Raw genomic sequence first — 25,286 nt, 5'->3', positions numbered from 1 at the left:
GCCGTCAAGGCAGGAATTTTTTCGGGTCTACGGGCACGCCGTGCAGGCGCACCTCGTAGTGCAGGTGCGGCCCGGTGGAGCGGCCTTCCTGCCCCACTGCGCCGATGTCCTGCCCGCGCGTCAGGCGCTCGCCGGTCTTCACGTCGATGCGCTGCATGTGGGAGAAGGTCGTCATGTAGCCGCCGCCGTGGTCCAGCACCAGGGCCAGGGACCCCTCGGCGTCTTCTCCGGCGAAACAGACGACCCCCGGCGCGGGGGCGCGTACCGGCGTCCCCGCCGGAGCCATGATGTCCACGCCCCGGTGGAACTCCTCCTGTCCGGCGAACGGCGAGAGCCTCATGCCGAACTCCGAGGAGATGACCCCCCGCACGGGCCACGCGTCCGGGGCAGCGCCCAGCGCGTGCGGTCCTGCGGCCAGCAGTTCCTGCGCTTCCTTGCCGTCCAGCGTGGCCAGACGCGCAGGCCGGTTGAGGGCGCGCAGGAAGGCTGCCTGGACTTCCATGCGGGTCAGCACGGTCTGGGTGTCGACCTTGGGCGGCGCGACATCCCCGGCGCTCTGGGCGGCCTTGCGGGCCTCCTTGTCCAGGTGGATCACCTCGCGCAGTTTGGAGTCCACTTCCTGGAGGCGTTTGACGCCCCCTTCGATCTCGGCGCCCTTCTCCGAGATGCGCTCCATGGTCTGGGCGCGGATCGCGGCCGCCTTGAAATGCTCCTCGAGCTCCTCCTCCTGGGAGGTGTGGGTCAATGACGCCGTGAGCCACCAGACGTTGCCCGCCGCCACCACGCAGAACAGCGCCGCAGCCACGGCCAGCAGCCGCCACCTGGGCGTGATGCGCGTGTAGTGGTTGTCCTGGTCGCGGAAGACCTCGAATCTGGATGAATTGGGCATCTGCCTTTACCGTACGGCCTCAAGCGGCATTACTGACTTTTCACGAAGGAAGGATGGAGCACCCTGATACCATGGGGGATTCCAAAGGGACGTGTCCCTTTGGCCGCCGGAGGCGTTCCTGTTCAGCCTTGTTGCGCATAGTGAGGATTGCGGCCTTGCGGTCCGTTCAAGCGCTGCCAACGACTCGTGCAAGAGAACCATTGGATTTTTTGGGAAACATAGTCATGGTTCCCACAAAAAGAAAAATTAGGCCGGGCGCAGGCCGCTGTCAAGCTGCCAGCGGGTGAGCGCGCCGAAGGCGTTGGCCCTGAATCGCTTGTCCTTGGCGAACATTTCCTTGAGCCAGCCCTCGAAGTCGGAGCGGCGCGTGTTGCCTGCGGACGGACAGGGGTTGGACCAGATGGGCAGGTCCCATTGCCTGGCGGCGCGCTTGATGTGCTCCTTCTCCAGGGTGAGCATGGGGCGGATCATCTGGAGCCTGCCCCCGAAGAACGGCTCGGACGCGGAGAGACCCTGGACCTTGCCGGTCTGGAACAGGTTCATGAAGAAGGTGACCACCAGGTCGTCGGCGTTGTGGCCGATGGCCAGGTGCGTCAGGCCGTATTGCTCGCAGAGCTGGAAGAGCCGGGTACGCCGCAGCATGGCGCAGTAGAAGCAGGCGGAAGCCTTGCGGTTCTCGGGGGAGTGCGCCTTGGGGCCGTGGTCGGTGACCTCGGCGTGCAGGGCCACGCCCTTGTCGGCGCACCAGTCGATGAGCGGCAGGTGCGAGGCCGCGTCGAAGCCGGGGTTCACGTGCAGGGCCAGGATGTCGAACTTGAAGGGCACGATGCGCTGGCGCAGGCGCAGGACGTTCAGCATGATGAAGCTGTCCACGCCGCCGGATATGGCCACGCCCACTTTCGAGCCGGGAGAGACCATCTCCAGCTGCTGCATGAGCTTGCCGGTCTGGCCCACGCAGACCTTCTGGGCGTAGGTGCCCTTTTCTTTCTTGATGCGTTTGAAAGACATGGAAATCCTCGTGCGGTGGTCGGGAAGGCAGCGGCGATGTACCTCTCGCAGGCGGGGATGGCAAGCGCAAGCGGTTTAGAAGACAAAAACGACGAGGCTGATCCAGGAGCTTGAAGGGTCCTGGCGTCAGGCCTCGTCGCGGGGGGCTGGCAATCGCGTCCTCCTGCCGCGCGCGGCAGGAGGACGCTGTCAGGTTCGATTACTCGGCGTACTTGAACTCAGGCATGGCCTTGACGGCTTCCTTGGTCGCGCCGGGCAGCACGATGCGCTTGTTCTGAATCTTGAACTGGTTGACGGGAATGACCACGTCGTGCTTCGCCATGCCCAGGAATCCGCCGGTGCTGACGATGGAGTAGGACAGGGCCTTGTCGGGCGTCACGATGATGTCCTCGATGACGCCGACTTTCTCGCTCGCCTCGTTGAAGACGTCCTTGCTCAGGATGTCCTTCTTGATGCTCCAGCCCTTGGCCAGGACCTTGATCTCGTCGGGGGTGATGCCGATGGTGCCGACGACCGGCGTGGTTTGGGCCAAGGCTGCGCCAGCAGCCAGGGAAAGCGACAGGATCATGGCCGCGACAACGGATTTGCAATAGAATTTCATGATTTTCTCCTCGGTTACAAGGTGCGATTTCGTCCGGCGCAAGCGGGGTGCCAGTCGTGGCCAATCTGATCCTGCAGAAGGGCAGGAGAGGGCGTCATTGCCCGCCGGACTGCGGGGGAGGCGTTTGGTGCGGCCCGCTTGTCCTCGGATGCGCCAGTGGCGGCTTCCTAGCTTGCGCCGGCAAATACAAGGCGGTTGTTCTGAACGATGAGTTGTTCCACGGGAATGACCATCTCGCGCCTTAGCTGGCCCAGGGCGTCGCCTGTTCCGATGACCGCCGAGGATACGGCCTGGTCCGGGGTCAGGATGAGGTCTTCCACGGTGCCGACTCTTTCGTTGGCGAAGTTGTAGACGTGTCGGCCCAGAAGGTCCTTCCTGGCGCGCGAGACGTTTGTGAAGAATATGTTCCCTTCACAGCTGAAGAACAGCCTCTCTTCGTTTGTGAGGACCGTCTCTTGTGCATTGACCAATGCGTTGGCCCCGCCGCCAGATACTGATGCCCCAGGACGGATTGATGCTGAATGTGCTTTCGAGGCGGCGTGGAAAGACGAATCCTTCCAGCGGAATTGCTCCGCTTCGCTATCCCACTTGAGTTCGATCACCAGCTTTTGTTTGCCCTTGCCGATGTCCGCCCGGATTTCGAACTCAAGATTCTCGGCCAGGGCCAAGGTCACGCCTGCCGCGCCTTCGCCGAGGCGGATGCTGCCATTTTTGAAGTCCCTCAGCATCCTTTCGAGCAGGACGGTCAGATCCGATCGGTGAATCCGTCCCTTGAGGGCGAGCCCTTTCTTCTTCGCGGTGTTCTTCATGGTGTTGCGTATTACAACAATCATGCCGCTTGTGGCGTTGTTCTAATGCATTAAAATGATGAAGCAAAAATATTGTGATGTTCCTGGTGGGCATGCATTTTTCACTCTGCAAGAGTCACGGAGTGACGAATTATCATGCAATGATAATCGCGCTGTTCGAACGCTAGGTGCGAACTGATGGGGGAGGCTGGTCCGGCTTGCGGCTGTGAAGACGAAAGTGGCCTGGACGCAAGGCTTAGGCAGAAGGGGGCGATGCCTGGAGGCGTGGCTGACGCAACGCCAGACTCGTCATGTGAAGTGGATTCAGGGAATGCTGCGGGCGGATGCAGTGAAAGCCCCCATGCAGGCCGACTGGACAATTGAATGCCCGTCGGGCTGCGCGGCTGTGAGGGCCGGATCAGAAGACTCCTTCGCTGCGCAGCATTCGCCGCACCTGTTCGGCGTCTCAACGATACATGCACACGTGAATGAGGGGCGACCCTAGCGCTCTGAGGGCAGCTCGCAGCAGCGGCGCATCTCGCGCCGTTTTTGGGCGGCGGCGTTGCGGCGGCGGTCCTCGTCGGTCTCCAGGATCAGCGGCGTGGCCGGGATGGGGCGCGCGTCCGGCCCCATGGCCACGAAGGTCAGGTAGGCGGTGGCTGTATGGCGCACGTCGCCGGAGAACAGGTTCTCCGACTCCACCCGCACGCCGACCTCCATGGAAGAGCGCCCCACGTGGTTCACCTGGGCCTTGAAGGTCACCAACTCCCCTACGCGCGACGGGGCAAGGAAGCTCACGCTGTCGATGGCCACGGTGACGGCGTTGCAGCGGCAGTGGCGCATGGCGGCCATGGCCGCTGCCGCGTCGATGTGCTTGAGGATGACCCCCCCGTGGATGGAGCCGTAGGGGTTGGCGTCCTGCGGGAGCATGGCCACGGACAGTTCTGTGTGGCTGGCCGCCACGGGCTTGCCAAGCGTCTGGGGTTCGTCCATATCCACCTCACTCGTGTCGCGCACATGAAAAGCATGAAAGGAAACGTGCAGTTGTTTTGAGCACGCCACCCTAGCCCAGGCCGGGGATACGTGCAATCGCGGCCTTGAGCCATCCTGGAGACCTGAAGGAGACGGCAATGGAACCTCGCTCGAATATCCCCGCGTGCGCGCCGGAAAGCGCCGTGGCCGACGCCCCCCTGTGCACCCTGGCCCGGCGCGAAGGCTCCTGGCTGGCGAGCTTCGTGGCCTGGTTCCCCGACAGGCCGGGCGCGCTGGCCGATCTGGCCGATCTGGCGGCGGGGCAGGGCGTCAACATCGAGCGCCTGCTGTTCGACCGTGGCCGCAACCCACACCGCGTGGAGCTTTCGCTTGCCGCAGCCCATGCCTCGCAGCTGGCGGCTGTGCTCGATTCGCTTGCCGCGCTGGGGCATCTGCCCGACGCCTCGCAAGCCTCCGGGGAAGCGCCCTCTGAGGAGGAACCCCTGTCAATCACGGACATGGCCGGGGTGCTCAGCTTCAAGGTGGCCGTGCAGAACCGTCCCGGCACGCTGGCCGCGCTGGCCGGGCGCTTCCGGGCGTTCGGGGCCAACGTCATCCATATGTGCTACGACATGGCCCAGGATCCGGACATGGCCGAGGCCTCCGTGGCCACAAGCGGGGCTCGCGAGGTGGCCGAACTCTTAAGCGAGCTGACGCGCGCCGGATATCATTACCATGTGCTGTGGCGCGGCGACCGGGATGCGGACGTGGACGAGGCCCTGGGTCTCTCCGGCGTGGAGGCGTTTCTTTTCAAGCTGCGCGCGGTGCTGCCGCCTGAGCGCATGAACAGCCTGGACGAGTTGTTCGGCACGTCGCAGGCGGTGCGTCAGGCCCTGGCGGAATTCAGGAGCGCTTCCGGCGTCTCGGGCGAGGCCCTGGCCGCCTCGGAGGTGTTCGCCAACATTCTGCGTCTGGCGGCGCTGGCGCTGGGCAGCACCGGGGACCGCTTCACCCTGCGCCTGTCCGGTCCGGTGCGCCTGAGCGAGCAGGTGGGCATGTACATGCTGTCCTGCCCGGAGGGGGCCAACAGCTACCTGTTGTGCCATCCTGGCGGCATGGCCATGCTGGACACGAATTTCGGAATCTATTTCGAGGACGTGATGGACTGGCTCGGCGCGCACGGGTTCGATCCCTCGCGTATCGACACGGTGCTGGCCACCCACCCGGACGCGGACCACGCGGGCTGGGCCGGGCGGCTCCAGGCGCAGTACGGGGCCAGGGTGCTCATGCACCCCGACGCCGCCCTGGTGTTCGAACAGGAGGACCGCACCTTGGGGCGCGGGCCGCTGGCTGGCATCAACCGACCCTTCACCCGTCTGGTGGGGCGGCTTTCCGGGCTGGTCGCGCCCGGAAATATCGAGGCGTTCGAGCCTGTGGGCCAGGACACTCCGGACATGATGGGCGGCTTCCGGGTGATCGGGCGCGCCAGCGTTGCCGACCTGGAGTTACTGGCGCTGGAGAGCCTCGGCGGGCACGCGGCGGCGCAGGTGTTCTACTTCAACCCGCAGCGCGGCATCATTTTCACGGGCGACTACCTGCTGGATGCGGCCAGCCTGTCGCCGCGCGACAGGGACGCGCTCTCGGTGCACAAGTCGCTTTTGACCAGCACCAACACGGATTCAGGGATATTCGCAAAGGAAATGGGGATGCTGCGCAACTTCATGACCGACGTGAGCCTGGAGCAGCACGCCAAGGGAGGCCGCGCCATGGTGTTTCCCGGCCACGGCGAGTTCTACGCCGTGGAGCAGGCGGGGTGGTAGGATGGCAATTGTTTGTGGGCAAACACCCGAAATACAGGAGGGCGCGTTGTTGGGTAGTGCGGCACTACTGGTTCGAAATGGGAAGAATAATGGTGAGCGTTGTTCCTGTCGTCGTTGATGTTGTGAATTCAATCCTGCCCCCGTGTGCCTTGACAATGAGTTGCGCGGAGTAGGTGCCAAGACCCGTGCCATGGTGTTTGCCGTAGGTGGTGTACTTTTCAAAAAAAATGTCACGAATCGATTCAGAAATTACGCCGAAATTGTGTATCGAAATGAATTGCTCGTTTTGATTCCTTTCCAAGGAAATGGTTACGGAACTTCCTTTTGGAGAAGCCTCGATTGCATTCTTGACTAAATTCATGATCGCATTTTCGATTAGAGATTCTTCTCCGAATAGCAATGTGTTGTTATCGTGCTTGCTGTTATCGAAAATTCCCGAGAATATTAACGATACTTGGTTTTCAATTGCTAAGTATTCGAGTGATAACTCGACGCTGCTCATGACATGGCGCAGGTCAAACCACTCGTTTTGTGGAAGATAGTCACCATTTTCCATCCTGATCATCTTTTCTGATGAATCAACGAGGCTGATTACTTGTCGGACGGCGTGCAAAAGTCCGGGGATCATCGCGCGCATGGAGTCGCTCAGTCGGCCTTTAAGGACAAGCTGGGCGATGCTGTGGAGCCCTATCAGGGGTGTTTTAATGTCGTGTCTTATGATGCGCTCGACGTTGTCCCGGAAGTGCTCTGCAAGTACCCGGTCAGTAATGTCTCTTCCAACGGATTGTATCTCAATTAGAGATCCTTTTTTGTCAAAAAATGCTCGATTTGAAAATTCTACCCACCGCACTTCTTTTCTGGAGTTCATTATGCGGTTTTCAATTATGACAATGGGGTTGTCCGGAGTGAGAGTGGCTATCTTGTTGTTTACATCCGGCAAGTCGTCCTCGAGGGCTACTGGTTGCCATTGGTTGCCCAGAAGTTCTTCACGAGTCTTGCCAACGAAGTTGCAATAGCTGTTGTTGACATATGTGAATCGACCATCTGGTGTGAAGCGGCTGACCAATTCTGTTTGGTCCTCAACCATGGTCCGATAGCGTTCCTCGCTATGCTGCAGTGCGTCTTTGACACGTTGCTGTGCCGTTATGTCTGTGAATATGCAGTGCGTTTTTAGAAAATCTCCGTTCTCATACAGCTGTACTCGCCCGTTGAATCTCGCGCGGACAATTCTCCCGTCCTTGGCGACGAGATTGAATTCAACACCATCGATCGTGTGATTTTGTTTGAATCTCGGGAAGGCGCATTCGAAGGCCTCGGTATGTCCTTCATCAAGAAACTCTCCGAACCAGTGGCCAAGCACCTCTCTTTTGGAATACCCAAGTGTACTCAGCCAAAGACGGTTCACCTCAATCAGATTCCCGTTTGCGTCCAGTGACTGGTAGGGGAGGGGGGCGTTTTCAAAGAGAAGGCGAAACTTGTTTTCACTTTCCCTGAGTGCGTTTTCAGCCCACTCGCGGTTGGAAATTTCTTGAAGGAGCTTTGCGTTTGTCTGTTTCTGAGCTGTGAGAAGAGATTGCAACTGTTCTGTATTGTCGAGAGCTTCTTGAGTACGACGATGTAATTCCAAAAGCACTCGAACTTTTGATAGAAGGATTTCCGGGTGATATGGTTTCAAAATGAAGTCGATCGCTCCAGATTTGTATCCTTGGAATAGCTGAATATTGTTTGAGTTGTACGCGGAGACAAATATAATTGGGGTGTGGGTGTTCTTGTGCTGTCTTCTGATTTCCTGGGCTAGCTGAAAACCGTCCATATTTGGCATCTGAACATCAAGAATTATCAGCGCAAAAGTCGTATCTCTTGAATGGATCAGGGCCTCTTCTCCTGATGTATCCTTCACAATCGCAATGTTGAGCGTGGAGAGGTATTTCTCCATGAATTTTATATCTATGAGCTTGTCGTCAACGATGAGAATGCTTGGCACGGCACTCATGTCGAATGCTCCTGTGTGATAAATGGTCCCAGCCATGGGCATCTTGGACCTCGCAGTGAGGCAGAAAGCATCTCAAATGGATTCAATCCGACCAGGAAATGTATTATATGTTATTGGGCGGATGCAGGTGCGCCGTTTTGTATTTGTTAGTGAGAAGCGTCATTTTCTGGGCTGTGTGATACAGGACTAGCGATTGCGTGTCGACATGCTTTCGTGTCTTTTGTGCCATGACTCGTGTTTATTATTGTGTGAATCGGGTGGCGTTGTCGTTCGGTGTGCTGTGAATCCTCCTCGCTTATTGGTGAGACTGGCTTGGTTTGTCAGTTCCTGCAAGCGCGTCACAGCGCATCTGCCGCAGCATCTCCCCGGACGCCTCCCCCATGTCGCGCTTGTCGTCGGGCAGGCGGACCTTCAGGACGGTCCGCAAGTCCCGCTTGGCCTTGGTGTAGAGTCCCGGATGGCCGTCCGCCGCAGCCAGCTTGAAGATCCGCGAGGTGAGCCGCTTGGCCTCCAGGCGCATGAGCAGGTCCACTTTCGTTCCGGGGCGCAGTTCGTCGTAATTGCCCGCCAGCATGTGCTCCACGGCGGCCATCTCACCCGCCTCGATGAACACCCTGGGCAGCCGTAGCCTGCGGCCCAGCGTCCTGGCCGGAACCTTTCCCAGCTTTTCGTGTCCGTGATGGCTCGGCCAGCCCTCCTGTGGGGTCAGGGCCTTGCCCAGGTCATGCGCCACGGCCATCCAGACCATGAGGGCGTCCCCGGCCAGCTGGTCCATCACCTGGCAGATGTGCCCGAACACGTCTTTGTCGTGATACTCGGGCGGCCCCGCAGGGACGTCGCAGCAGGCCAGCATTTCATCGAACCAGGGCGAGAGGCATCCGGCCAGCCGGAGAATCTCGAAAAACCGAGAGGGCTTGGGCGCGGCCAGGGCTTTTTGCAGCTCGCGCCCCACGCGCTCCGGGGCGTGGCTCTTCAGGCGGCCCTTCAGGGCGGCGGCGCGCATCTGCTCCAGGAGCTCGGGGCTCGGCGAGAAGTCCGGGAACTGGGCGGCGAAGCGCGCGGCCCGGAAAGCCCGCACCGGGTCGTCGTTTATGGACCACAGCGAGCATGGCCTGAGAACCCCGGCCTGGAGGTCGTTAAGTGCCTTGGGGTGGGCGTGGATCACGCCGTTTTCGTCCAGGGCGATTGCGTTTATGGTAAGGTCGCGCAGCTCCAGGTCCTTTTCCAGGGAGCCGCCTCTGGGCCATGCGTATTCGCTCCCGTCCAGGATGAACACGGGAAAGGACTTGCCGACAAGGCGGGCCGTGGGATACCGCCCTTGAAACAAATCTTGATCAGCGTGGTCGACAAGGTAGTCGCGGTCGGTGACGGGCCTTCCGAGCAGGAGGTCTCTCACCGCGCCGCCAATCAGGTATATTTCCATGGAGGTTTCTCATTCGTGGCGGAGCTTCATGGTCCCCAGGTTCCGGGGCCGGGCGTGCTCCTGTGGGCGCAGGGGCGAGAGGAACTGGCCGATCCGTTGGATCCTGTGGTTTTGGCGGGTTGCCATTCGATCTGGGAAGAGGATGCGCAGAGACTTGCGCCTTGGCAAGAAATTTCAGTTACCTGGTGTTCCTCCTGCGTGCAGGAGACCTGGTGGCTCTCGGAAGGCGGCCGCCGGGGCAGGGTGGTCGTGTGCGGGCGCTGCTCGTCCTCGCTGGACGTGGTGCGGCCCCTGGCCGAGAAACAAATGCTCGATCCGTGGGACTCCGTGCTGGCCGTCTCCCAGTGGGCGGGCAGGGGGCAGCTGCGGCGCGAATGGGATTCGCCGCCGGGCAACCTGTACGCGGCCCTGGTGCTGCCGCAGGTCCCCAAGGAGTTCGACAGCCTCCTGCCCTTGATGCTGGGCTACTGTCTGGCCGGATTCCTGCGCTCCAAGCGCATCCCCGTAGGCCTCAAGTGGCCCAACGATATTCTTTTGGGCAACGTGAAGATCGGGGGCGTCCTGGTTGAGGAGCGCCGGGGCGTGAGCCTTGCAGGCATCGGCCTCAACCTGACGAGCTCCCCCGCCGAGGTCAAGCTGCGCGAAGGGCACGCCGTGCCCGCCGGACATCTGCGGGCGGCGGGGCATTCTTTTACCCCCTTGAGCCTGTGGTGCGAACTTGTGGATTTTGTGAAAATCAGTTACGAAACCTGTCTTATTCAAGGCCCGCCCAGTAATGTGGCGGCCTTGGTCGAACCGCTCCTGTGCTGGCTGGGACAGGATGCCGTTATCCGGGAGGGCGCCGAAGCCCCCTGGACCGCGCGCATTCTCGGACTGGCCCCGGACGGGTCCCTCAGGGTCAAGCCCGCTGGCGGAGCGGGCGAGCGGCTTCTCACCTCCGGCAGCATCTGGCGGGCGTCATAGCCCGCACAAGCATCCAGGTTGGGTACATTTCAATGGGCGTGAAGACCTTTCAGGACGTTCTCAAGGAAATCCAGGGAAAACGAATCCTCGTAGCCAACCGCGGCATCACCGCGCGGCGCGTGCTGCGCTCCGTCCGGGAGCGCTTCCAGGCCGTGCCGGTGCTCACTGCCACCAAGGTGGACATGACCTCCCCCTCGGTGGCGGGCGCGCGCGAACTTATTCTCCTGGGCGAAGACCCCAGGGCCTATCTGGACCTGGACCTCATCATCCGTGAGGCCAAGGCCAAACGCATCGCGGCCATCCATCCCGGCTGGGGCTTTGCCTCCGAAGACCACGAATTCCCGAAGAAGTGCGCGGAAGCGGGCATCGTGTTCATCGGCCCCACTTCTGAGGCAATGAATCTCCTGGGCAACAAGGTTGCGGTGCGAAACGTCGCCAAGGCGCTCGGCATCCCCGTGGTGCCCGGCTCCGAGAACGCGGTCACCGTGCCCGAGGCCCGCGAGATCGCAAGCAGCATCACCTTCCCCATCATGCTCAAGGCCGAGGGCGGCGGCGGCGGGCGCGGCATCTACGTGGTGCACGAGCCCAAGCAGTTGGAGGAAGCCTTCTCCAAGGCGTCGGCCCTGGCCCAGGCCAGCTTCGGCAACCCCCGCCTGTATGTCGAAAAATACTTGCAGAGCGTGCGCCACATCGAGATCCAGGTCATCGCCGACAAGCACGGCAACGTCCTGGCCCTGGACGAACGCGACTGCACCGTGCAGCGCAACCACCAGAAGCTCGTGGAGATCACCCCGTCCCCCTGGAAGGGCATGACCGTGGAGCTGCGCGAGCAGCTCAAGGAGTGGTCCGAGAAGCTCATCAAGCACGTGGGCTACTACTCGCTGGCCACGGTGGAGTTCCTGGTGGAGCCCGACGGCACGCCCTACCTGATCGAGGTGAACACGCGCCTCCAGGTGGAGCACGGTATCACCGAGTGCCGCTACGGCATCGACCTGGTGGAAGAGCAGATCGCCGTGGCCTTCGGCTCCAAGCTGCGCTACAACAAATCCAACGCCAAGCCCTTCAACTGGGCCTTGCAGGTGCGCATCAACTGCGAAGACCCCCGCGCCGGGTTCACCCCCAACGCCGGGCTCATCACCCGCTACATCTCGCCCGGCGGCCCCGGTGTGCGCCTGGATTCGTGCATCTCCGCCGGATACGAGTTCCCCTCCCAGTACGACTCGGCCGGAGCGCTGCTCATGGCCTACGGCCGCACCTGGGACAAGGTCGTGGGCATCATGGACCGCGCGCTGCGCGAGTACATCGTGGGCGGCGTCAAGACCACCATCCCCTTCCACCTCCAGGTGATGGGCAACGCCCGCTTCCGCTCCGGCGATTACGACACCAACTTCATCGCCACCGCGCCCGAACTGCTGGACTACCGCGACGTGGAGCCCGAGCAGCTGCGCCTCTCCAAGCTGGTGGCCGAGATATCCGCCAAGGGCTACAACCCCCACGTGCAGCTGGGCGAGTACCGGGGTCGCCAGGACAAGCGCCTGGGCCGCTTCACTCCGGCCATGCCCATGCTGGATCACAAGTCCTGGGCCGCGCCCTATCCGCGCGGCGACCGCCAGGCCCTGCTGGACCAGATCCGCGACTCGGGCATCGTGCACTTCGTGGACACCACCACCCGCGACATCACCCAGTCCAACTCCGGCAACCGCTTCCGCCTGGCCGAGGACGCGCTGGTCGGCCCGTACCTGGACAACTGCGGCTTCCTGGCCCTGGAGAACGGCGGCGGCGCGCACTTCCACGTGGCCATGATGGCCAACATGACCTACCCGTTCACCGAAGCCGAACAGTGGAACTGCTTCGCTCCCAAGACCTGCAAGCAGATCCTGATCAGGTCCACCAACGTGCTCGGGTACAAGCCCCAGCCCAAGAACCTCATGCGCCTTACCGGCGAGATGATCTGCGAGCACTACGACATCATCCGCTGCTTCGACTTCCTGAACCACATCGAGAACATGCTCCCCTTCGCCGAAGTGGCGCTGAACTCCAAGGGCAACGTGTTCCAGCCCGCCATCTCGCTCAGCTGGGCCAAGGGCTTCGACGTGCACCATTACATGGGCGTGCTTGAGGACATCCTTGAAACCTGCGGCAAGGTCGCCGGGCTCTCCAAGAAGAAGGTCACGAAGATCATCACCCTGGGGCTTAAGGACATGGCCGGCGTGTGTCCGCCGCGCTTCATCTCCGCCCTGGTGACGGCCATCCGCGAGAAGTATCCGGACCTCATCATCGACTACCACCGCCACTACACCGACGGGCTGTTCGTGCCCGCCGTGGGCGCTGCCGCCAAGGCGGGCGCGCACATCGTGGACACGGCCATCGGCGCGTCCGTGCGCTGGTACGGCCAGGGCGAGGTGCTCTCCACCGCCGCCTACCTGGAAGACGAGCTGGGCCTGAAGACCAGCCTGAACAAGGAAATGATCCGCTCCTGCGGCTTCGCGCTCAAGCAGATCATGCCCTACTACGACAAATACACCGCACCCCACTTCCAGGGCATCGACTACGACGTGGTGGACCACGGCATGCCCGGCGGCGCCACCAGTTCCAGCCAGGAAGGGGCGCTCAAACAGGGCTACATCCATCTGCTGCCCTACATGTTGAAGTTTTTGGCGGGCACCCGGCGCATCGTGCGCTACCACGACGTGACCCCCGGTTCGCAGATCACCTGGAACACCGCGTTCCTGGCCGTGACCGGAGCCTACAAACGCGGTGGGGAAAGAGCGGTGCGCGACATGCTGGAAGTGCTCGACGCCACCAGCCAGCATCCCGACGAGTGCATCACCCCGGCCTGCCGGGACGACCGGCTCATGCTCTACGCGGACGCCAACGATGCCTTCCGCCAGCTGCTTCTGGGCAAGTACGGAAAGCTGCCCCTGGGCTGGCCGCCGGACTGGGTCTACGAGTCCGCCTTCGGCCCCGAGTGGAAGACTGCCGTGGAACAGCGCACCACGGAGTCGCCCCTGGCCGCCCTCAAGGACGTGGACCTCTCCGCCGAGTTCATCGCCCTGACCAAGCGCCTCCAGCGCGACCCCACGGGCGAAGAGTTCGTCATGTACCTGAACCACCCCGGCGACGCCCTGAAGACCATCGAATTCCGCACCAAGTATGGCGACCCCAACCGCCTGCCCCTGGATGTGTGGTTCGAGGGCCTGGAGCCCGGACAGGAGCTGTTCTTCGAGGACTCGCGCGGCAAGCCGCACACCTTCACGCTCCTGGACATCGCCGCCCCGGACCATCAGGGAATGAGCGTGGTGCGCTATGTGATGGACTCGGAAATCCTGTCCCATCAGGTCAAGGTGGCCGAGGCCGTGGGCGGCAAGTCCGACCTGTCCGTGGAGATGGCCGACCCCAGCAACCCTTATCATATCGCGGCCCCGTGCAACGGCGACCTGTGGGTCATGCACGTGAGCCCCGGCGATTTCCTGAAGCCCGGACAGGAAGTGCTCAACATCTCGGTGATGAAGCAGGAGAAGTCCATGCTGTCCCAGGTGGAGGGAGTGGTGAAGCGGGTGCTCAAGAACGCGGACTACTTCGAGGACAAGAAGATGGTCCCGGTGAAGGAAGGCGAGCTGCTGGTGGAGCTGATGCCCGTGGGCAAGGCCTGCCCCGGCTGCAAGGAGCCCCTGGCTACCGAGGACTTCCACTACTGTCCCTGGTGCGGTTACGGAATGGAGTATACGGATTAGGGGCGCGCGGCGGGTTTATCTTGCCCGCCGCCCCCTGTTTCTGATAGCGCGAAATTTATGAGGTTGGCGTCCTGGTGACGCCCTGTGGATATTCCAAGGAGGAATCGAATGGCTAAAGCCGCTCCCAAAGCTCCCGCCAAAGACAAGAAAGAGATAACCAAGAAGCTCATCCTCACCGGGGCCGACATTGCGGTCATTGGCGAGGAAGCCGAGCTGCTGGTGGGGGGCAAGAACTACAACACCGCCATCATCAGCCAGGTTGCTGGCATCCGTTCGCCCCAGTTCAGGGCTGTTTCCTCCATTGCCTTCCATAAGCTTCTCGACGAGACCAAGGTCAACGCGGCGCTTATCCGCCAGACCGTGGATCACGAATACAACCGCGTTGACTGGACCAGCGAAGAAGTCAACAAGGACCCGGAATTCCTGAAGCATTTCGTGCGCACCCTGGCCCAGGAAGTGAAGAACTCCGCCCAGGAGAAGGCCACGCTCATCAAGCTGCGCACCTTCATCAACAACGTGGTTGAAGGCTTCGCAACCTCTCCCGAGGGCATCGACCAGCTGCGCAAGAGAAGCGTGCTGGTGCAGGTGGCCATCCTCTGCGTGGAGATGCCCGAGGATGTGGCCGAGGCCGTGCGCAGCGCCTACCAGGACATCTGCAAGGACGCGGGCCTGGAAGACGTGCCCGTGGCCGTGCGCTCCTCCGCTGCGGGCGAGGACTCCTGCAAGAAGGCCTTCGCGGGCCTGCAGGACACCTACCTGAACGTCGTGGGCGACGACCGCGTGGTGGAAGCCTACCAGTGGGACTGCTCCTCCGCCTACAACCTGCGCTCCATGACCTACCGCCGCGAAGCCATCCTGGACGCCGTCCAGCTGGCTGAGCGCACCGGCGACGACACCATCGCCGAGACGGCCAAGCAGGAATGGGCCATTGAGAACACCTCCCTCTCGGTGTGCATCATGCGCATGATCAACCCCGTCATCTCCGGCACGGCCTTCTCCGCCGACACCTCCACCGGCTGCCAGGGCACCGACCGCAAGGACCTCGTGTCCATCGACTGCTCCTACGGCCTGGGCGAGGCGGTCGTTGGTGGCATGGTCACCCCGGACAAGCTCTATGTGTTCCAGGGCGACGACACCCGCGAGGTGGTCATCCGCTTCATGGGCTTCAAGGACAAGAAGATCATCTATGACGAGCGCGGCGGCACCAAGATCGTCCCCGTGGACGAGCTGGAAGCCTACCGCTGGGCGCTGTCCCTGGCCCAGGCCGAGGAAGTGGCCAAGGGCGTGCGTGCCATCTCGGCCGCCTATCGCGGCATGATCATGGACACCGAGTTCTGCATCGACCAGTCCGAGCGGCTCTGGTTCGTGCAGGCCCGGCCCGAGACCCGCTGGAACGAGGAATTCGAGCTGCACCCCAACACCATCTTCATGCGCCGCATGGAAGTGGACAAGACCGCCCTGGCGCGCGCCCAGGTCATCCTGGAAGGCAACGGCGCCTCGCGCGGCGCGGGACAGGGAACCGTGCGCTTCCTGCGCTCGGCCCTGGAGCTCAACAAGATCAACAAGGGCGACATCCTGGCCGCCGACCGCACCGACCCGGACATGGTCCCGGGCATGCGCGTGGCCTCGGCCATCCTGGCGGACGTTGGCGGCGACACCTCGCACGCGGCCATCACCTCGCGCGAGCTGGGCATCCCGGCGGTCATCGGCATCCAGCGCGCCGAGTTGCTGCGCTCGCTGGACGGTCAGGAAGTCACCGTGGACGGCTCGCGCGGCGTGGCCTATCGCGGCCTGCTGCCCCTGGTGGCCGTCGGCGGCGAGATGGACCTCTCCAAGCTGCCCAGCACCAAGACCAAGGTCGGCCTGATCCTGGCGGACGTGGGCCAGGCCCTGTTCCTGTCGCGCCTGCGCTCCATCCCGGACTTCGAGGTGGGCTTGCTTCGCGCCGAATTCATGCTGGGCAACATCGGCGTGCACCCCATGGCGCTTGAAGCCTACGACCAGGGCGTCCTCGGACAGCTGGTGGAGAAGAAACTCCAGGAGTACGAGCACAACCTGACCAAGGCCATCACCGAACAGATGGCTGCGGGCTACATCCCCATGGACCTGAAGCTGCGCCAGTACGTGGGTCTGGTCACCGGCCTGTCCAGGGAGCTCGAGAACCTCACCGAGCGCGAGGGCGCGCGCGGCACCGACGAGGTGCTGGCCATCCACCGCAAGCTGCGCGAGCTGGACAAGAAGCTCGACGAGTACCTGGGCAACGCCACCCGCCGCCTGGACGTGCTGAAGACCTCCATCAGCCTGGAAGACCACGTCGCGGTCATCATGGGCTACTGGGACGAGCTGAACGATCCCTCCACCCATGCCGAAGCCGTGAAGCGCCGCATGGAAGTGAAGGCCCACGTGGCCGAGCGCGCCCAGTCCGTGGCACACGAGCCGCTCATCATCGAGACCATCGAGAAGATCAAGGAGATGCGCGCCGAGATCGCCCGTCAGGTGGGCATCCAGCGCGACATGGAAGAAGTGCGCACCCTGCCCGCACGCATCGCCAAGCAGCTGCGTTCGCGCGGCTACCGCACCGGCAAGGAACTCTACGTCCAGACCCTGGCGCAGAACCTGTCGCTCTTTGCCATGGCCTTCTTCGGCAAGCCCATCATTTACCGCACGACCGACTTCAAATCCAACGAGTACCGCAACCTGGTCGGCGGCATGCTGTTCGAGAACTTCGAGGACAACCCCATGCTGGGTTATCGCGGCGTCTCGCGCAACATCCACGACTGGGAGATCGAGTCCTTCAAACTGGCGCGCGGCATCTTCGGCGGCAAGAACCTCCAGATGATGCTGCCCTTCGTGCGCACCCTGGAAGAAGCCCGCTCCATGCGCCGCTACCTGTCGCGCGTGCACCGCATGCGCTCCGGCGAGGACGGCCTGAAGCTGCACCTCATGAGCGAGATCCCCTCCAACGCCATCCTGGCCAAGGAGTTCATCGCGGAGTTCGACGGCTTCTCCATCGGCTCCAACGACATGACCCAGATGGTGCTGGCCACCGACCGCGACAACCCAAGCCTCAAGCACATCTACGACGAGGAAGACCCCGCCGTTGTGTGGGCCATCCTGGTGACCATCTTCACCGGCCAGAAGATGGGCAAGAAGGTCGGCTTCTGCGGACAGGGCGTGTCCAACAGCCTCATCCTTCGCGGCCTGGTGTCCATCGCTGGCATCGTCAGCGCCTCGGTGGTGCCCGATACCTACTACCAGACCAAGTTCGACATCGCGGCTGTTGAGGCTCTGAACATCCCCGTGTCCGGCCTTGGCGGCTGGGTGAGCGAGCAGCACCTGAATCGCCTGCACGAGATGCTTGTCTCCCACAAGTACGAGCACATCCTGAAGAAGTACAAGTCCTCCAAGGATCTGTCCGAATGGTACGAGGGCGAGCAGACCAGGCTTTCCACGCAGCTGCGCGACCACCTGGACACCCCCAAGGAGAACTTCTACCGCCAGGAGCTGGAGAAGTTCCGCGCCGCGTTCCACAAGCCTGTGATCTACGCCGCCTGGGACTGGGAAAGAACCGTCGCCGACGCCCTGTACCACGCCGGTTTCGAGGACTGGCAGGAGCAGGCCAAGGCTTTGGAAGAACAGCGCAAGAAGAAGTGGTAATCTGAGAGTGACGCCGCAGGCGAGAGCCTGCGGCGATCATGAGAGAATAGACAGCAAAAAGGCGGCTCCGCGAGGGGCCGCCTTTTTGCGTGCGTTGAAGAGCAGCGGGTATGTTGACTTTGTGCCAAATAGTGATACTATGATTGGGTGAACAGCCGAAATCGGAAAACGCTGCAAGCCCTGCTTACCAAGCCGGAACGAGGGGACATCCGGTGGAGCGACGTCGAGGCATTGCTGCTTGCTGTGGGATGCCGCAAGCTGGAAGGTGACGGGTCACGCGTCCGGTTCGTGTCTGAGGGTAAGCTGGTTTTGAGGCTTCACAGGCCGCACCCGGGGCCGGAAGTGGACAAAGGCGCAGTCAAGTCTATCCGGCGTTATCTGCAGGAGATGGGGATAAATCAATGAACGCTCTCCACCATAAACACTACTCTGGCGTCTTCGCCTACGAACCTGACGACGACACCTTCCACGGCGAGGTCGTCGGCATCCGGGATGTCGTCCATTTCTCCGGGCGCTCCATCGACGAACTGCGCGCCTCCTTCCAGGAGGCCGTGGACGACTACCTCGCCACCTGCGCCGAGATCGGCAAGCAGCCCGACAAGCCCTATTCGGGGCGGTTCGTGGTGCGCGTCTCGCCCGAGGTGCACCGTCTGGCCGAAACCGCCGCCAAGGCCAGCGGCAAGAGCCTGAACGCCTTTGCCTGCGAGGCTCTGGAGACCGCAGCCAGGAGCGTCCAGACCTCCTGAAGGTCGCCTGAAGCACTTTTGTCCACCTGATAAGGCGGCTTTCCCCTGGACGCGGCCGCGTCCGATGACCATACTCCCCCCATGTCGCGCACGCCTCTCACCCAACCCGATTTCCTCCCCATGACCCGCGCCGAGATGGACCGTCTCGGCTGGGACCAACTGGACATTCTTCTCGTCACCGGCGACGCATACGTGGACCACCCCTCCTTCGGCGCGCCGCTTCTGGGCCGCTGGCTCGTGGAGCACGGCTACCGGGTGGGCATCGTGGCCCAGCCACGCTGGGACGTCCCCGACGACGTGGCCGCCATGGGCCGTCCCCGCCTGTTCGCTGGCGTCACTGCCGGGGCGCTGGACTCCATGCTGGCCCACTACACGGCCTTCCGCAAGAAGCGCTCTGACGACGCCTACACCCCCGGCGGCAAGGCCGGAAACCGCCCCAACCGGGCGGTGATCGCCTACACCAACATCGTGCGTCGGGCCTTTCCGGGCATCCCGGTGATCCTGGGCGGCATCGAGGCCTCTCTGCGGCGCGTGTCGCACTACGATTTCTGGTCGGACTCGCTTCGGCGCTCGGTCCTGTTCGACAGCAAGGCCACGGCCATCCTCTACGGCATGGCGGACCAGTCCATCATCGACCTGGCCGAGGCCCTGGACTCGTCGCTGGAGGAGGGCGGCGACCTGCGCGCCGCCATGGCCTCTATCCAGGGCCTGGCCTTTGCCGGAAAGGCCGAAGACCTCCCGCCTGACGCCGACGTGCTGGAACTGCCGTCGCATGAATCCATGCTGGCCGACCGCACGCTGCTGGTGCAGGCCACCAAGCTGCTGGAGCGCCACGTGCACCAGGACCGCCAGATTGCCGTGCAGCCAACCGGCGACCGCCTGCTCATCCTGACCCCGCCCGGACCCGGCCTGGACGGCCCAGGCCTGGACAGGCTCTACGCCTTGCCGTTCTCGCGCCGGGCGCATCAGTCCTACACCGAGGCCATCCCGGCCACGGCCATGATCGCCACCAGCCTGAACACCCACCGGGGGTGCGCCGGGGGATGCTCCTTCTGCACCCTGGCCCTGCACCAGGGGCGGCGCATACGCTCGCGCAGCCGGGCATCGGTGCTGGCCGAAGCCCGGCGCATGGCCGCCCAGAAGGGGTTCACCGGCAGCGTCAGCGACGTGGGAGGCCCCAGCGCCAACATGTGGGGCGGGCATTGCGCGGGGGATACGTCCTCCTGCACGCGCCCAAGCTGCCTGACGCCGCGCATCTGCAAGCATTTCAAAGTGAACCAGAAGGACTTCGTGGAACTGTTGCGTGGAGTGTCCGGCCTGCCCGGAGTCAAGCACGTGCGTGTGGCCAGCGGCTGGCGCATGGATTTGGGGCTTGCCGACAAGACTGCGCTCGGCGTGATGATCCGCGAGTTCACGGGCGGGCAGGCCAAGGTTGCCCCGGAGCATCGCTCCGAGCACGTGCTGCGCCTGATGCGAAAGCCGTCGTTCACGCTGTTCGAGGAGTTCCTGCGCCTGTTCTCGGACGAGTCCCAGCGGGCGGGCAAGGAGCAGTACGTTGTGCCTTATCTCTTGAGCGCCTTCCCCGGCTGCACCGTGGAGGACATGCGCAGCCTGTCCGACTGGCTGGCCTCCAAGGGCTGGAAGCCGAGCCAGGTGCAGTGCTTCATACCGCTGCCCGGCACTGCCGCAGCCGCCATGTTCTTTGCCGGGACGGACATGGAGGGCAAGCCCATCCACGTGGCCGCCACCGACGCCGAGCGCCTGCAGCAGCACGGCATCCTGGCTCCGTCCAGGCCTGAGACCCCGTATGGAGGCGGACGGCGCGATGCACGCACCGGACGCGATGCACGCACCGGTCAGGGCGACGGGCGCGACGGGCGAACTGGACGCGATGACGCACGCGCCGGACGCGACGGGCGAAACGGGCGTGATGACGCACGCACCGGACGCGATGCACGCATTAGCCAGGGCGACGGACGTGACGCACGAAACGGGCGGGCAGGGGATCAGCGCCAGGGGCGGCGCGCCTCCGGAAGCGGACGCGGACCCAAGAGATCGGGAAAGTAAGGCGGTGGCAGTTGCCTCGCTGGATCGACCCGCGTGGTCGCGGCCAAGGCTGCCAAGTGCCGCGTCCTTGAAACACATGAACACGTCCTTCGAGGATAAATGCAATAATTTCGAAGTTTTTCCTTGAAATTAATACACATTTGAGGGCGTTGCCCGGTCGGCCCTGCGCCTGCTCATGCAGGCGCTGTCTGTTTGCGGTGGGTCGCCTGCGAGTTGATTTCATGTTCGCCGCGAAGGGGACCGGAAGCGCATCCGGTCCCCTTTCTTGTTTTATAAGGCGTAGAAATCACAAGGTTTGTCTTTAGGGCGCGCGCTTTCGTTCCTCGCAGGCCAGCGGTCTCTTTCAGGCCTTCCGCTTCTCGCTGCCAGTCATTTCGGGATCTGTTCCGCCGGAAATATAATTTTGCGTTGCCATCGCCTCGCAGTGTGATATGGGGAGACAGGATTCAATTTCCCCAGCAGCGGGCAAAACCGGCATAAGGAGGCTTGTCATGCGCGAATGGTTATCACTCCCAGTCGTCGACAACATGAGCGGCGAAGTCATCGGCATGATCCCCCCCAGGCAATGGCTGGTGACCAACCTCGGGACCATCCAGCACTACGACGGAGGAGGCGGGTTCGTCTTCGTGGATTCCAACGGCGTGGTGGCCCGGTACAGCGAGGCCACCCCCTGGGTGGAACTGGATGAAGCCGTCCGCTGGGGCTTCATGGAGCGCGATTATTCGATAACGGCCATGGCGGTCTGATTGGGTCGCAGTATCCTGTTTCCACGAGGAGATTCATGACGTCATTCGTTCGCAGCACGAGTTGGTTTTTGACGCTGGTCGCGATGGGCTGCATCTGGCCAATGGGCGAGGGAGCCGCCGCCGTGACCGCCCAGGACCTCAAGGCGGCCCCCGGGGAGTCCGTGGCGACTTTCGCAGGGGGCTGCTTCTGGTGCACCGAGTCCGATTTCGAGAAGGTGCCCGGCGTCATCCGGGTCATATCCGGGTACAGCGGCGGCAAGGAGCCCAACCCGACCTACAAGGAAGTCTCCGCAGGGGCCACCGGACACCTGGAGTCCATCCAGGTGTTCTTTGACCCCGGGAAAGTGAGCTATTCCCAACTGGTGGAATTTCTCTGGAAGCATATCGACCCCACGGACGCAGGGGGGCAGTTCGTGGACCGGGGCAAGCAGTACCGTTCCGCGATTTTCTACCACGACGACGAGCAGCGCAGGATCGCCGAGGAATCCAAGGAGCGGCTGGCAAAATCCGGCGTGTTCGGCGCAAAGCCCGTGGTCACGGAGATCCGGCCCTTCGAGTCTTTCTATCCCGCCGAGGATTACCACCAGGACTATTTCAAGAATAATCCCGTCCGCTACAACTACTACCGCTGGGGCTCCGGGCGCGACCAGTTCCTGAAGAAGACCTGGGGCGAAGGGGCCGCCGAGCCTGTGAACCCGGAGCAGCCACCCCAGAAGGCCCAGACAGCCGCGCAGGCAGGCGACGCGGCAGCGTCCCCCAAACCCTTCGTGAAGCCAACGGACGAACAGCTGAAAGCCATGCTTAACCCGCTTCAATACAAGGTGACGCAGCACGAGGGGACCGAGCCGCCCTTCAACAACGCCTACAACGACAACAAGCGCCCCGGCATCTACGTGGACATCGTGTCCGGCGAGCCCCTGTTCTCGTCACTCCAGAAGTACGACTCCGGCACGGGCTGGCCGAGCTTCTACGCGCCGCTGGAGCCGGGCAACATCGTCACCAAGGAGGACCGCTCGCTCTTCTCGGTGCGCATCGAGGTGCGCTCCAAGCTGGCGGACTCGCACCTGGGGCATGTCTTTGACGACGGCCCCAAGCCTACGGGGCTGCGCTACTGCATGAACTCGGCGGCGCTACGCTTCATCCCGCTGGAAGACCTCGAGAAGGAAGGCTACGGCCAGTATGTCAAGTTGTTCAAATAAAAGGAATATCATGAAAGGTGTCCTGCGCCTCGCTGTGCTTGCGGCATTTGTCGGATTTGCAGGCCTGGCTTTGGCCGCAGGGACTCAGACGCCTGTGGCCTCCGGTGCGGGGAGCGCCTTAGCGGCTTCAGGCGCGAAGGCGGAGCCCGCGCCCATCTGGGCCTTCGACCCGCCGCACTGCTCGGTGATGTTCTTCGTCAAGCACATACTGGCCCAGGTTCCGGGGCGTTTCGACAGTTATTCCGGAACGGTGCGCTTTGATCCAGCCAACCTCGGCGGCAGCTCCATCGATGTGAGCGTGGACATGGCCAGCGTGAACACCGGCATCTCCAAGCGCGACGAACACCTGAAGAGCCCGGACTTTTTCGAAACGGCCAAATATCCCGGCATGTGGTTCGTCAGCCAGCGCATCACCTCCAAGGGCGGCAACGAATACCTGGCCGAAGGCGACCTGACCATTAAGGACGTCACCAAACGCATCCAGCTCCCCTTCACCTATCTGGGGACCAAGCCTTCTCCCATGGAGCAGGGCAAGCAGGTTGCCGGGTTCGAGGCGCGCTTCTCCATCAACATGCTGGAGTACCATGTGGGCGACGGCAAGTTCCAGAAGATGGGCGTGCTGGGAGACACGGTGGATATCGTCATCAACCTGGAGATGGTTCGCTGAACATGTCTTGAAATTTGCGGAAGATCAGAAAAACAAAGGCCGCCGGAACATGTTCCGGCGGCCTTTCGTATTGTGCCTGGGCTATTTTTTCACGCGCTTGTATTCGACGAAGCCTGCCCGGGGGTTCGGTCCTCCCGCATGCAGGAAGTAGAACGTGAAGGCGTCCGGGCCTTCCATCTTGCCGATGCGCACTGCATCGGTGTGGCCCGCCATGTAGAAGGTGACGTTATCCTTGTCGATCACGCCGGAGAAGGTGTCCTTGCCGGGGGCCTTCCCGGCCCATTCCACCACGCCGTGAAATACCCGGCCCTTCTGGTCTGTGACGGTCAGCTTGGCCGAGTCCGCGTCGATGTTGATGAAACCCTGCTTGCCGTGGTGCAGATGACTTGTGCCGGCGATCCAGTTGCCGACCAGATTGGGGATTGCCGCGTCCTGCTGGGCGGCCATGGCGGATGCGGCCAGCATGGTGAGAAATAGCGAGGCAACGAGTGCTTTGATCATGTCGGCTCCTTGGGAAAGGGGTTCGGGACTCTTATCGTTATCTGCCCCAGACCGGCCAGGAGGTCAACGTGCCTCCTGCACCACCTCGATCATGGGGGTTGCGGACCTCAAATCCGAATGCCGGGGCCGGATACGGAAAGAGGCCCCGGCGCTTGCGCGGCGGGGCCTCCTGCTGGTTCTACTGGAACTTGCTGGTGATGTTGTCTTTGATCCAGTGCGGGTCCCACCATTCGATGGGCTGGACCTCTATGCCGTGCAGGGCGATGCCGAAGTGCAGGTGGTCGCCTGCGGCCAGGCCGGTGGCCCCGGTGTTGCCGATGATGGTCCCGCGCTTCACCTCGTCGCCTTCCTTCACGCTGATCTGGCTCATGTGCGAGTAGATGCTCTGAAGCCCCCAGCCGTGATCGATGATCACGGCGTTGCCGTAGATGCCGAAGAAGCCGGTGAAGATGACCTTGCCGTGGTTGGCGGCGGGAATCTGGGCGTTCTCCAGGGAGGCCAGGTCCACGCCCAGGTGGGTCTCCTCGTCGATCTTCTGGTTCTTGTACATGTAGGAGCGCCCGTCTCCGAAGCCCGCGCGCGGGGCGGCGTTGGGCAGGCGCAGGAAGGGACCCTCCCAGAGCATCTTGGGCGACGTCTTCTTGGCGAACTCGAAGAGCTTGGCCACGTTTTCCTTGCGCAGGTCCCGGTTGACCTTGATGTAGATCTGCACGGGGTCCTTGATGTCCGGGTACATGGCCTCGAACTGGGGCATCTTGGACTGCAAAAAGTCGTCGCCGACGTTTATGCTGTCGAACTTGAACTTGGTGGGCTTGGCGTTGTAGCGGAAGGATATGGACCGCTCGTTTCCGGCTGCGTCTTCGGCATAGAGCCTGGGCTGGAACTTGGAGAACTCCATATTCCAAGGAAAGGCGAACACGCAGGCGTAGTTGCCGGAATCGAGCTTGTAGCCGGGGAAGAAGTAGTCGCCCACCACCACGCCGGAACGCTCCACGTCCTTGTTCACCTGATAGACCACGCCGCACGCGCCGCCCTGCTTGATGTGGTGCGCCTGGGACAGCACCGAGATCACCGGGGCGCGGTTGTCCAGGGTCATGGTCTTGGTGATGCGCGTGGTGTTGCCCGCGCCGAAGTTGAACACGGACTTGTCCGTGACCACCACGACCAGGTCGAACTGGCCTTCGCGCAGTCCTGCCTGATCCAGGTTGAACTTCTCCACGAGCTCACGCGGTGCGGGTTCCAGGTTCTTCTGGACGATGGTGGTCTCTTTCTGGGCCTGGAGCACCGAAATCTTGATGGACTTGATTCCCGACGTGGGGTCGGAAGCCGTCACGGTGAACTCGCGCTTGCTGCCGGTGGCCGGGCGGTCAGGTGTGAGGACCACCTGCGGCGCGGTCATGTCCCTGGTGAAGAAATAAGCGCCGACGCCAAGTCCGGCGAGGATGAGTAACACAAGAACCGAGAGAAACTTGCCCATGCTGTGCCGTAATGATGTAAGTTGAGGTGTCGCGC

The 25,286-nt window shown here is 62.4% G+C and carries 19 protein-coding genes; 10 read left to right on the top strand and 9 right to left on the bottom strand.

Translation table 11 applies throughout. From position 1 onward, the window contains the following. Positions 1–4: 4 nt before the first annotated feature. The 5 genes from G453_RS0109765 to G453_RS0109745 form a co-directional block, all read right to left on the bottom strand. The gene (locus tag G453_RS0109765) at positions 5–889 is read right to left on the bottom strand and encodes a M23 family metallopeptidase (protein WP_027190923.1); all 885 of its coding nucleotides are present in this window, start codon (positions 887–889) and stop codon (positions 5–7) included. A 246-nt stretch (positions 890–1,135) separates the two neighbouring features. Further along, a complete protein-coding gene (locus G453_RS0109760) occupies positions 1,136–1,897 on the bottom strand; it encodes a tRNA lysidine(34) synthetase (RefSeq protein WP_235731735.1) in 762 nt (253 codons plus the stop codon). Between the two features lie 199 nt (positions 1,898–2,096). Further along, the gene (locus G453_RS0109755) at positions 2,097–2,498 is read right to left on the bottom strand and encodes a PRC-barrel domain-containing protein (RefSeq protein ID WP_027190921.1); all 402 of its coding nucleotides are present in this window, start codon (positions 2,496–2,498) and stop codon (positions 2,097–2,099) included. A 167-nt stretch (positions 2,499–2,665) separates the two neighbouring features. Next, on the bottom strand, positions 2,666–3,307 hold the full coding sequence (locus G453_RS26230) for an amphi-Trp domain-containing protein (protein ID WP_051272186.1): 642 nt from the start codon (positions 3,305–3,307) through the stop codon (positions 2,666–2,668). Positions 3,308–3,787: 480 nt separating this feature from the next. Then, on the bottom strand, positions 3,788–4,279 hold the full coding sequence (locus tag G453_RS0109745) for an acyl-CoA thioesterase (protein WP_043645282.1): 492 nt from the start codon (positions 4,277–4,279) through the stop codon (positions 3,788–3,790). A 137-nt stretch (positions 4,280–4,416) separates the two neighbouring features. On the opposite strand from G453_RS0109745, the gene G453_RS0109740 reads away from it, so the two are divergent. Then, positions 4,417–6,078 carry an MBL fold metallo-hydrolase gene (locus tag G453_RS0109740; protein WP_027190919.1) on the top strand — a complete coding sequence of 554 codons (1,662 nt, stop codon included), beginning with the start codon at positions 4,417–4,419 and terminating at the stop codon, positions 6,076–6,078. A 64-nt stretch (positions 6,079–6,142) separates the two neighbouring features. On the opposite strand, the gene G453_RS26225 is transcribed toward G453_RS0109740, so the two are convergent. Both G453_RS26225 and G453_RS23265 read right to left on the bottom strand, forming a co-directional pair. Further along, positions 6,143–8,071 (bottom strand): PAS domain S-box protein, encoded by a 1,929-nt coding sequence (locus tag G453_RS26225; protein WP_051272183.1) that lies wholly within the window; start codon positions 8,069–8,071, stop codon positions 6,143–6,145. A gap of 295 nt (positions 8,072–8,366) precedes the next feature. Beyond that, positions 8,367–9,494 carry a hypothetical protein gene (locus G453_RS23265; protein ID WP_043645279.1) on the bottom strand — a complete coding sequence of 376 codons (1,128 nt, stop codon included), beginning with the start codon at positions 9,492–9,494 and terminating at the stop codon, positions 8,367–8,369. Between the two features lie 198 nt (positions 9,495–9,692). On the opposite strand from G453_RS23265, the gene G453_RS0109725 reads away from it, so the two are divergent. From G453_RS0109725 to G453_RS23260, 9 genes are all read left to right on the top strand, one after another. Continuing rightward, positions 9,693–10,457, top strand: a complete 765-nt coding sequence (locus G453_RS0109725; protein ID WP_051272180.1) for a biotin--[acetyl-CoA-carboxylase] ligase — start codon at positions 9,693–9,695, stop codon at positions 10,455–10,457. 32 nt (positions 10,458–10,489) lie between these two features. Then, positions 10,490–14,191 carry a pyruvate carboxylase gene (locus G453_RS0109720; RefSeq protein WP_027190917.1) on the top strand — a complete coding sequence of 1,234 codons (3,702 nt, stop codon included), beginning with the start codon at positions 10,490–10,492 and terminating at the stop codon, positions 14,189–14,191. Between the two features lie 108 nt (positions 14,192–14,299). Next, on the top strand, positions 14,300–17,848 hold the full coding sequence (locus tag G453_RS0109715; protein WP_051272178.1) for a PEP/pyruvate-binding domain-containing protein: 3,549 nt from the start codon (positions 14,300–14,302) through the stop codon (positions 17,846–17,848). A gap of 147 nt (positions 17,849–17,995) precedes the next feature. After that, entirely contained in the window at positions 17,996–18,253 is a 258-nt protein-coding gene (locus G453_RS29015) for a type II toxin-antitoxin system HicA family toxin (RefSeq protein WP_084502216.1), read from the top strand. Next, on the top strand, positions 18,250–18,594 hold the full coding sequence (locus G453_RS0109710; protein WP_027190915.1) for a type II toxin-antitoxin system HicB family antitoxin: 345 nt from the start codon (positions 18,250–18,252) through the stop codon (positions 18,592–18,594). Before G453_RS29015 ends, G453_RS0109710 begins: the two co-directional genes overlap by 4 nt. An 81-nt stretch (positions 18,595–18,675) precedes the next feature. Further along, complete coding sequence (locus G453_RS0109705; protein WP_027190914.1) at positions 18,676–20,661, top strand: YgiQ family radical SAM protein; 1,986 nt, start codon at positions 18,676–18,678, stop codon at positions 20,659–20,661. Between the two features lie 491 nt (positions 20,662–21,152). After that, on the top strand, positions 21,153–21,407 hold the full coding sequence (locus G453_RS0109700; RefSeq protein WP_027190913.1) for a hypothetical protein: 255 nt from the start codon (positions 21,153–21,155) through the stop codon (positions 21,405–21,407). Positions 21,408–21,442: 35 nt separating this feature from the next. After that, a complete protein-coding gene (gene msrB / locus G453_RS0109695; protein WP_027190912.1) occupies positions 21,443–22,606 on the top strand; it encodes a peptide-methionine (R)-S-oxide reductase MsrB in 1,164 nt (387 codons plus the stop codon). Between the two features lie 10 nt (positions 22,607–22,616). Continuing rightward, positions 22,617–23,273, top strand: a complete 657-nt coding sequence (locus G453_RS23260; RefSeq protein WP_051272174.1) for a YceI family protein — start codon at positions 22,617–22,619, stop codon at positions 23,271–23,273. Between the two features lie 81 nt (positions 23,274–23,354). Here the strand turns inward: G453_RS23260 and G453_RS0109685 are convergent, their stop codons facing one another. Continuing rightward, positions 23,355–23,774: a hypothetical protein gene (locus tag G453_RS0109685; protein ID WP_027190911.1), complete on the bottom strand. Its 420-nt coding sequence runs from the start codon at positions 23,772–23,774 to the stop codon at positions 23,355–23,357. 178 nt (positions 23,775–23,952) lie between these two features. Further along, positions 23,953–25,251, bottom strand: a complete 1,299-nt coding sequence (locus G453_RS0109680) for a M23 family metallopeptidase (protein WP_027190910.1) — start codon at positions 25,249–25,251, stop codon at positions 23,953–23,955. Between the last annotated feature and the right edge of the window lie 35 nt (positions 25,252–25,286).

Source organism: Fundidesulfovibrio putealis DSM 16056, from assembly GCF_000429325.1.
Classification (GTDB): domain Bacteria; phylum Desulfobacterota; class Desulfovibrionia; order Desulfovibrionales; family Desulfovibrionaceae; genus Fundidesulfovibrio; species Fundidesulfovibrio putealis.
The sequence above is the reverse complement of the archived record's forward strand: the minus strand, read 5'-3'. Positions and strand labels throughout refer to the sequence as shown.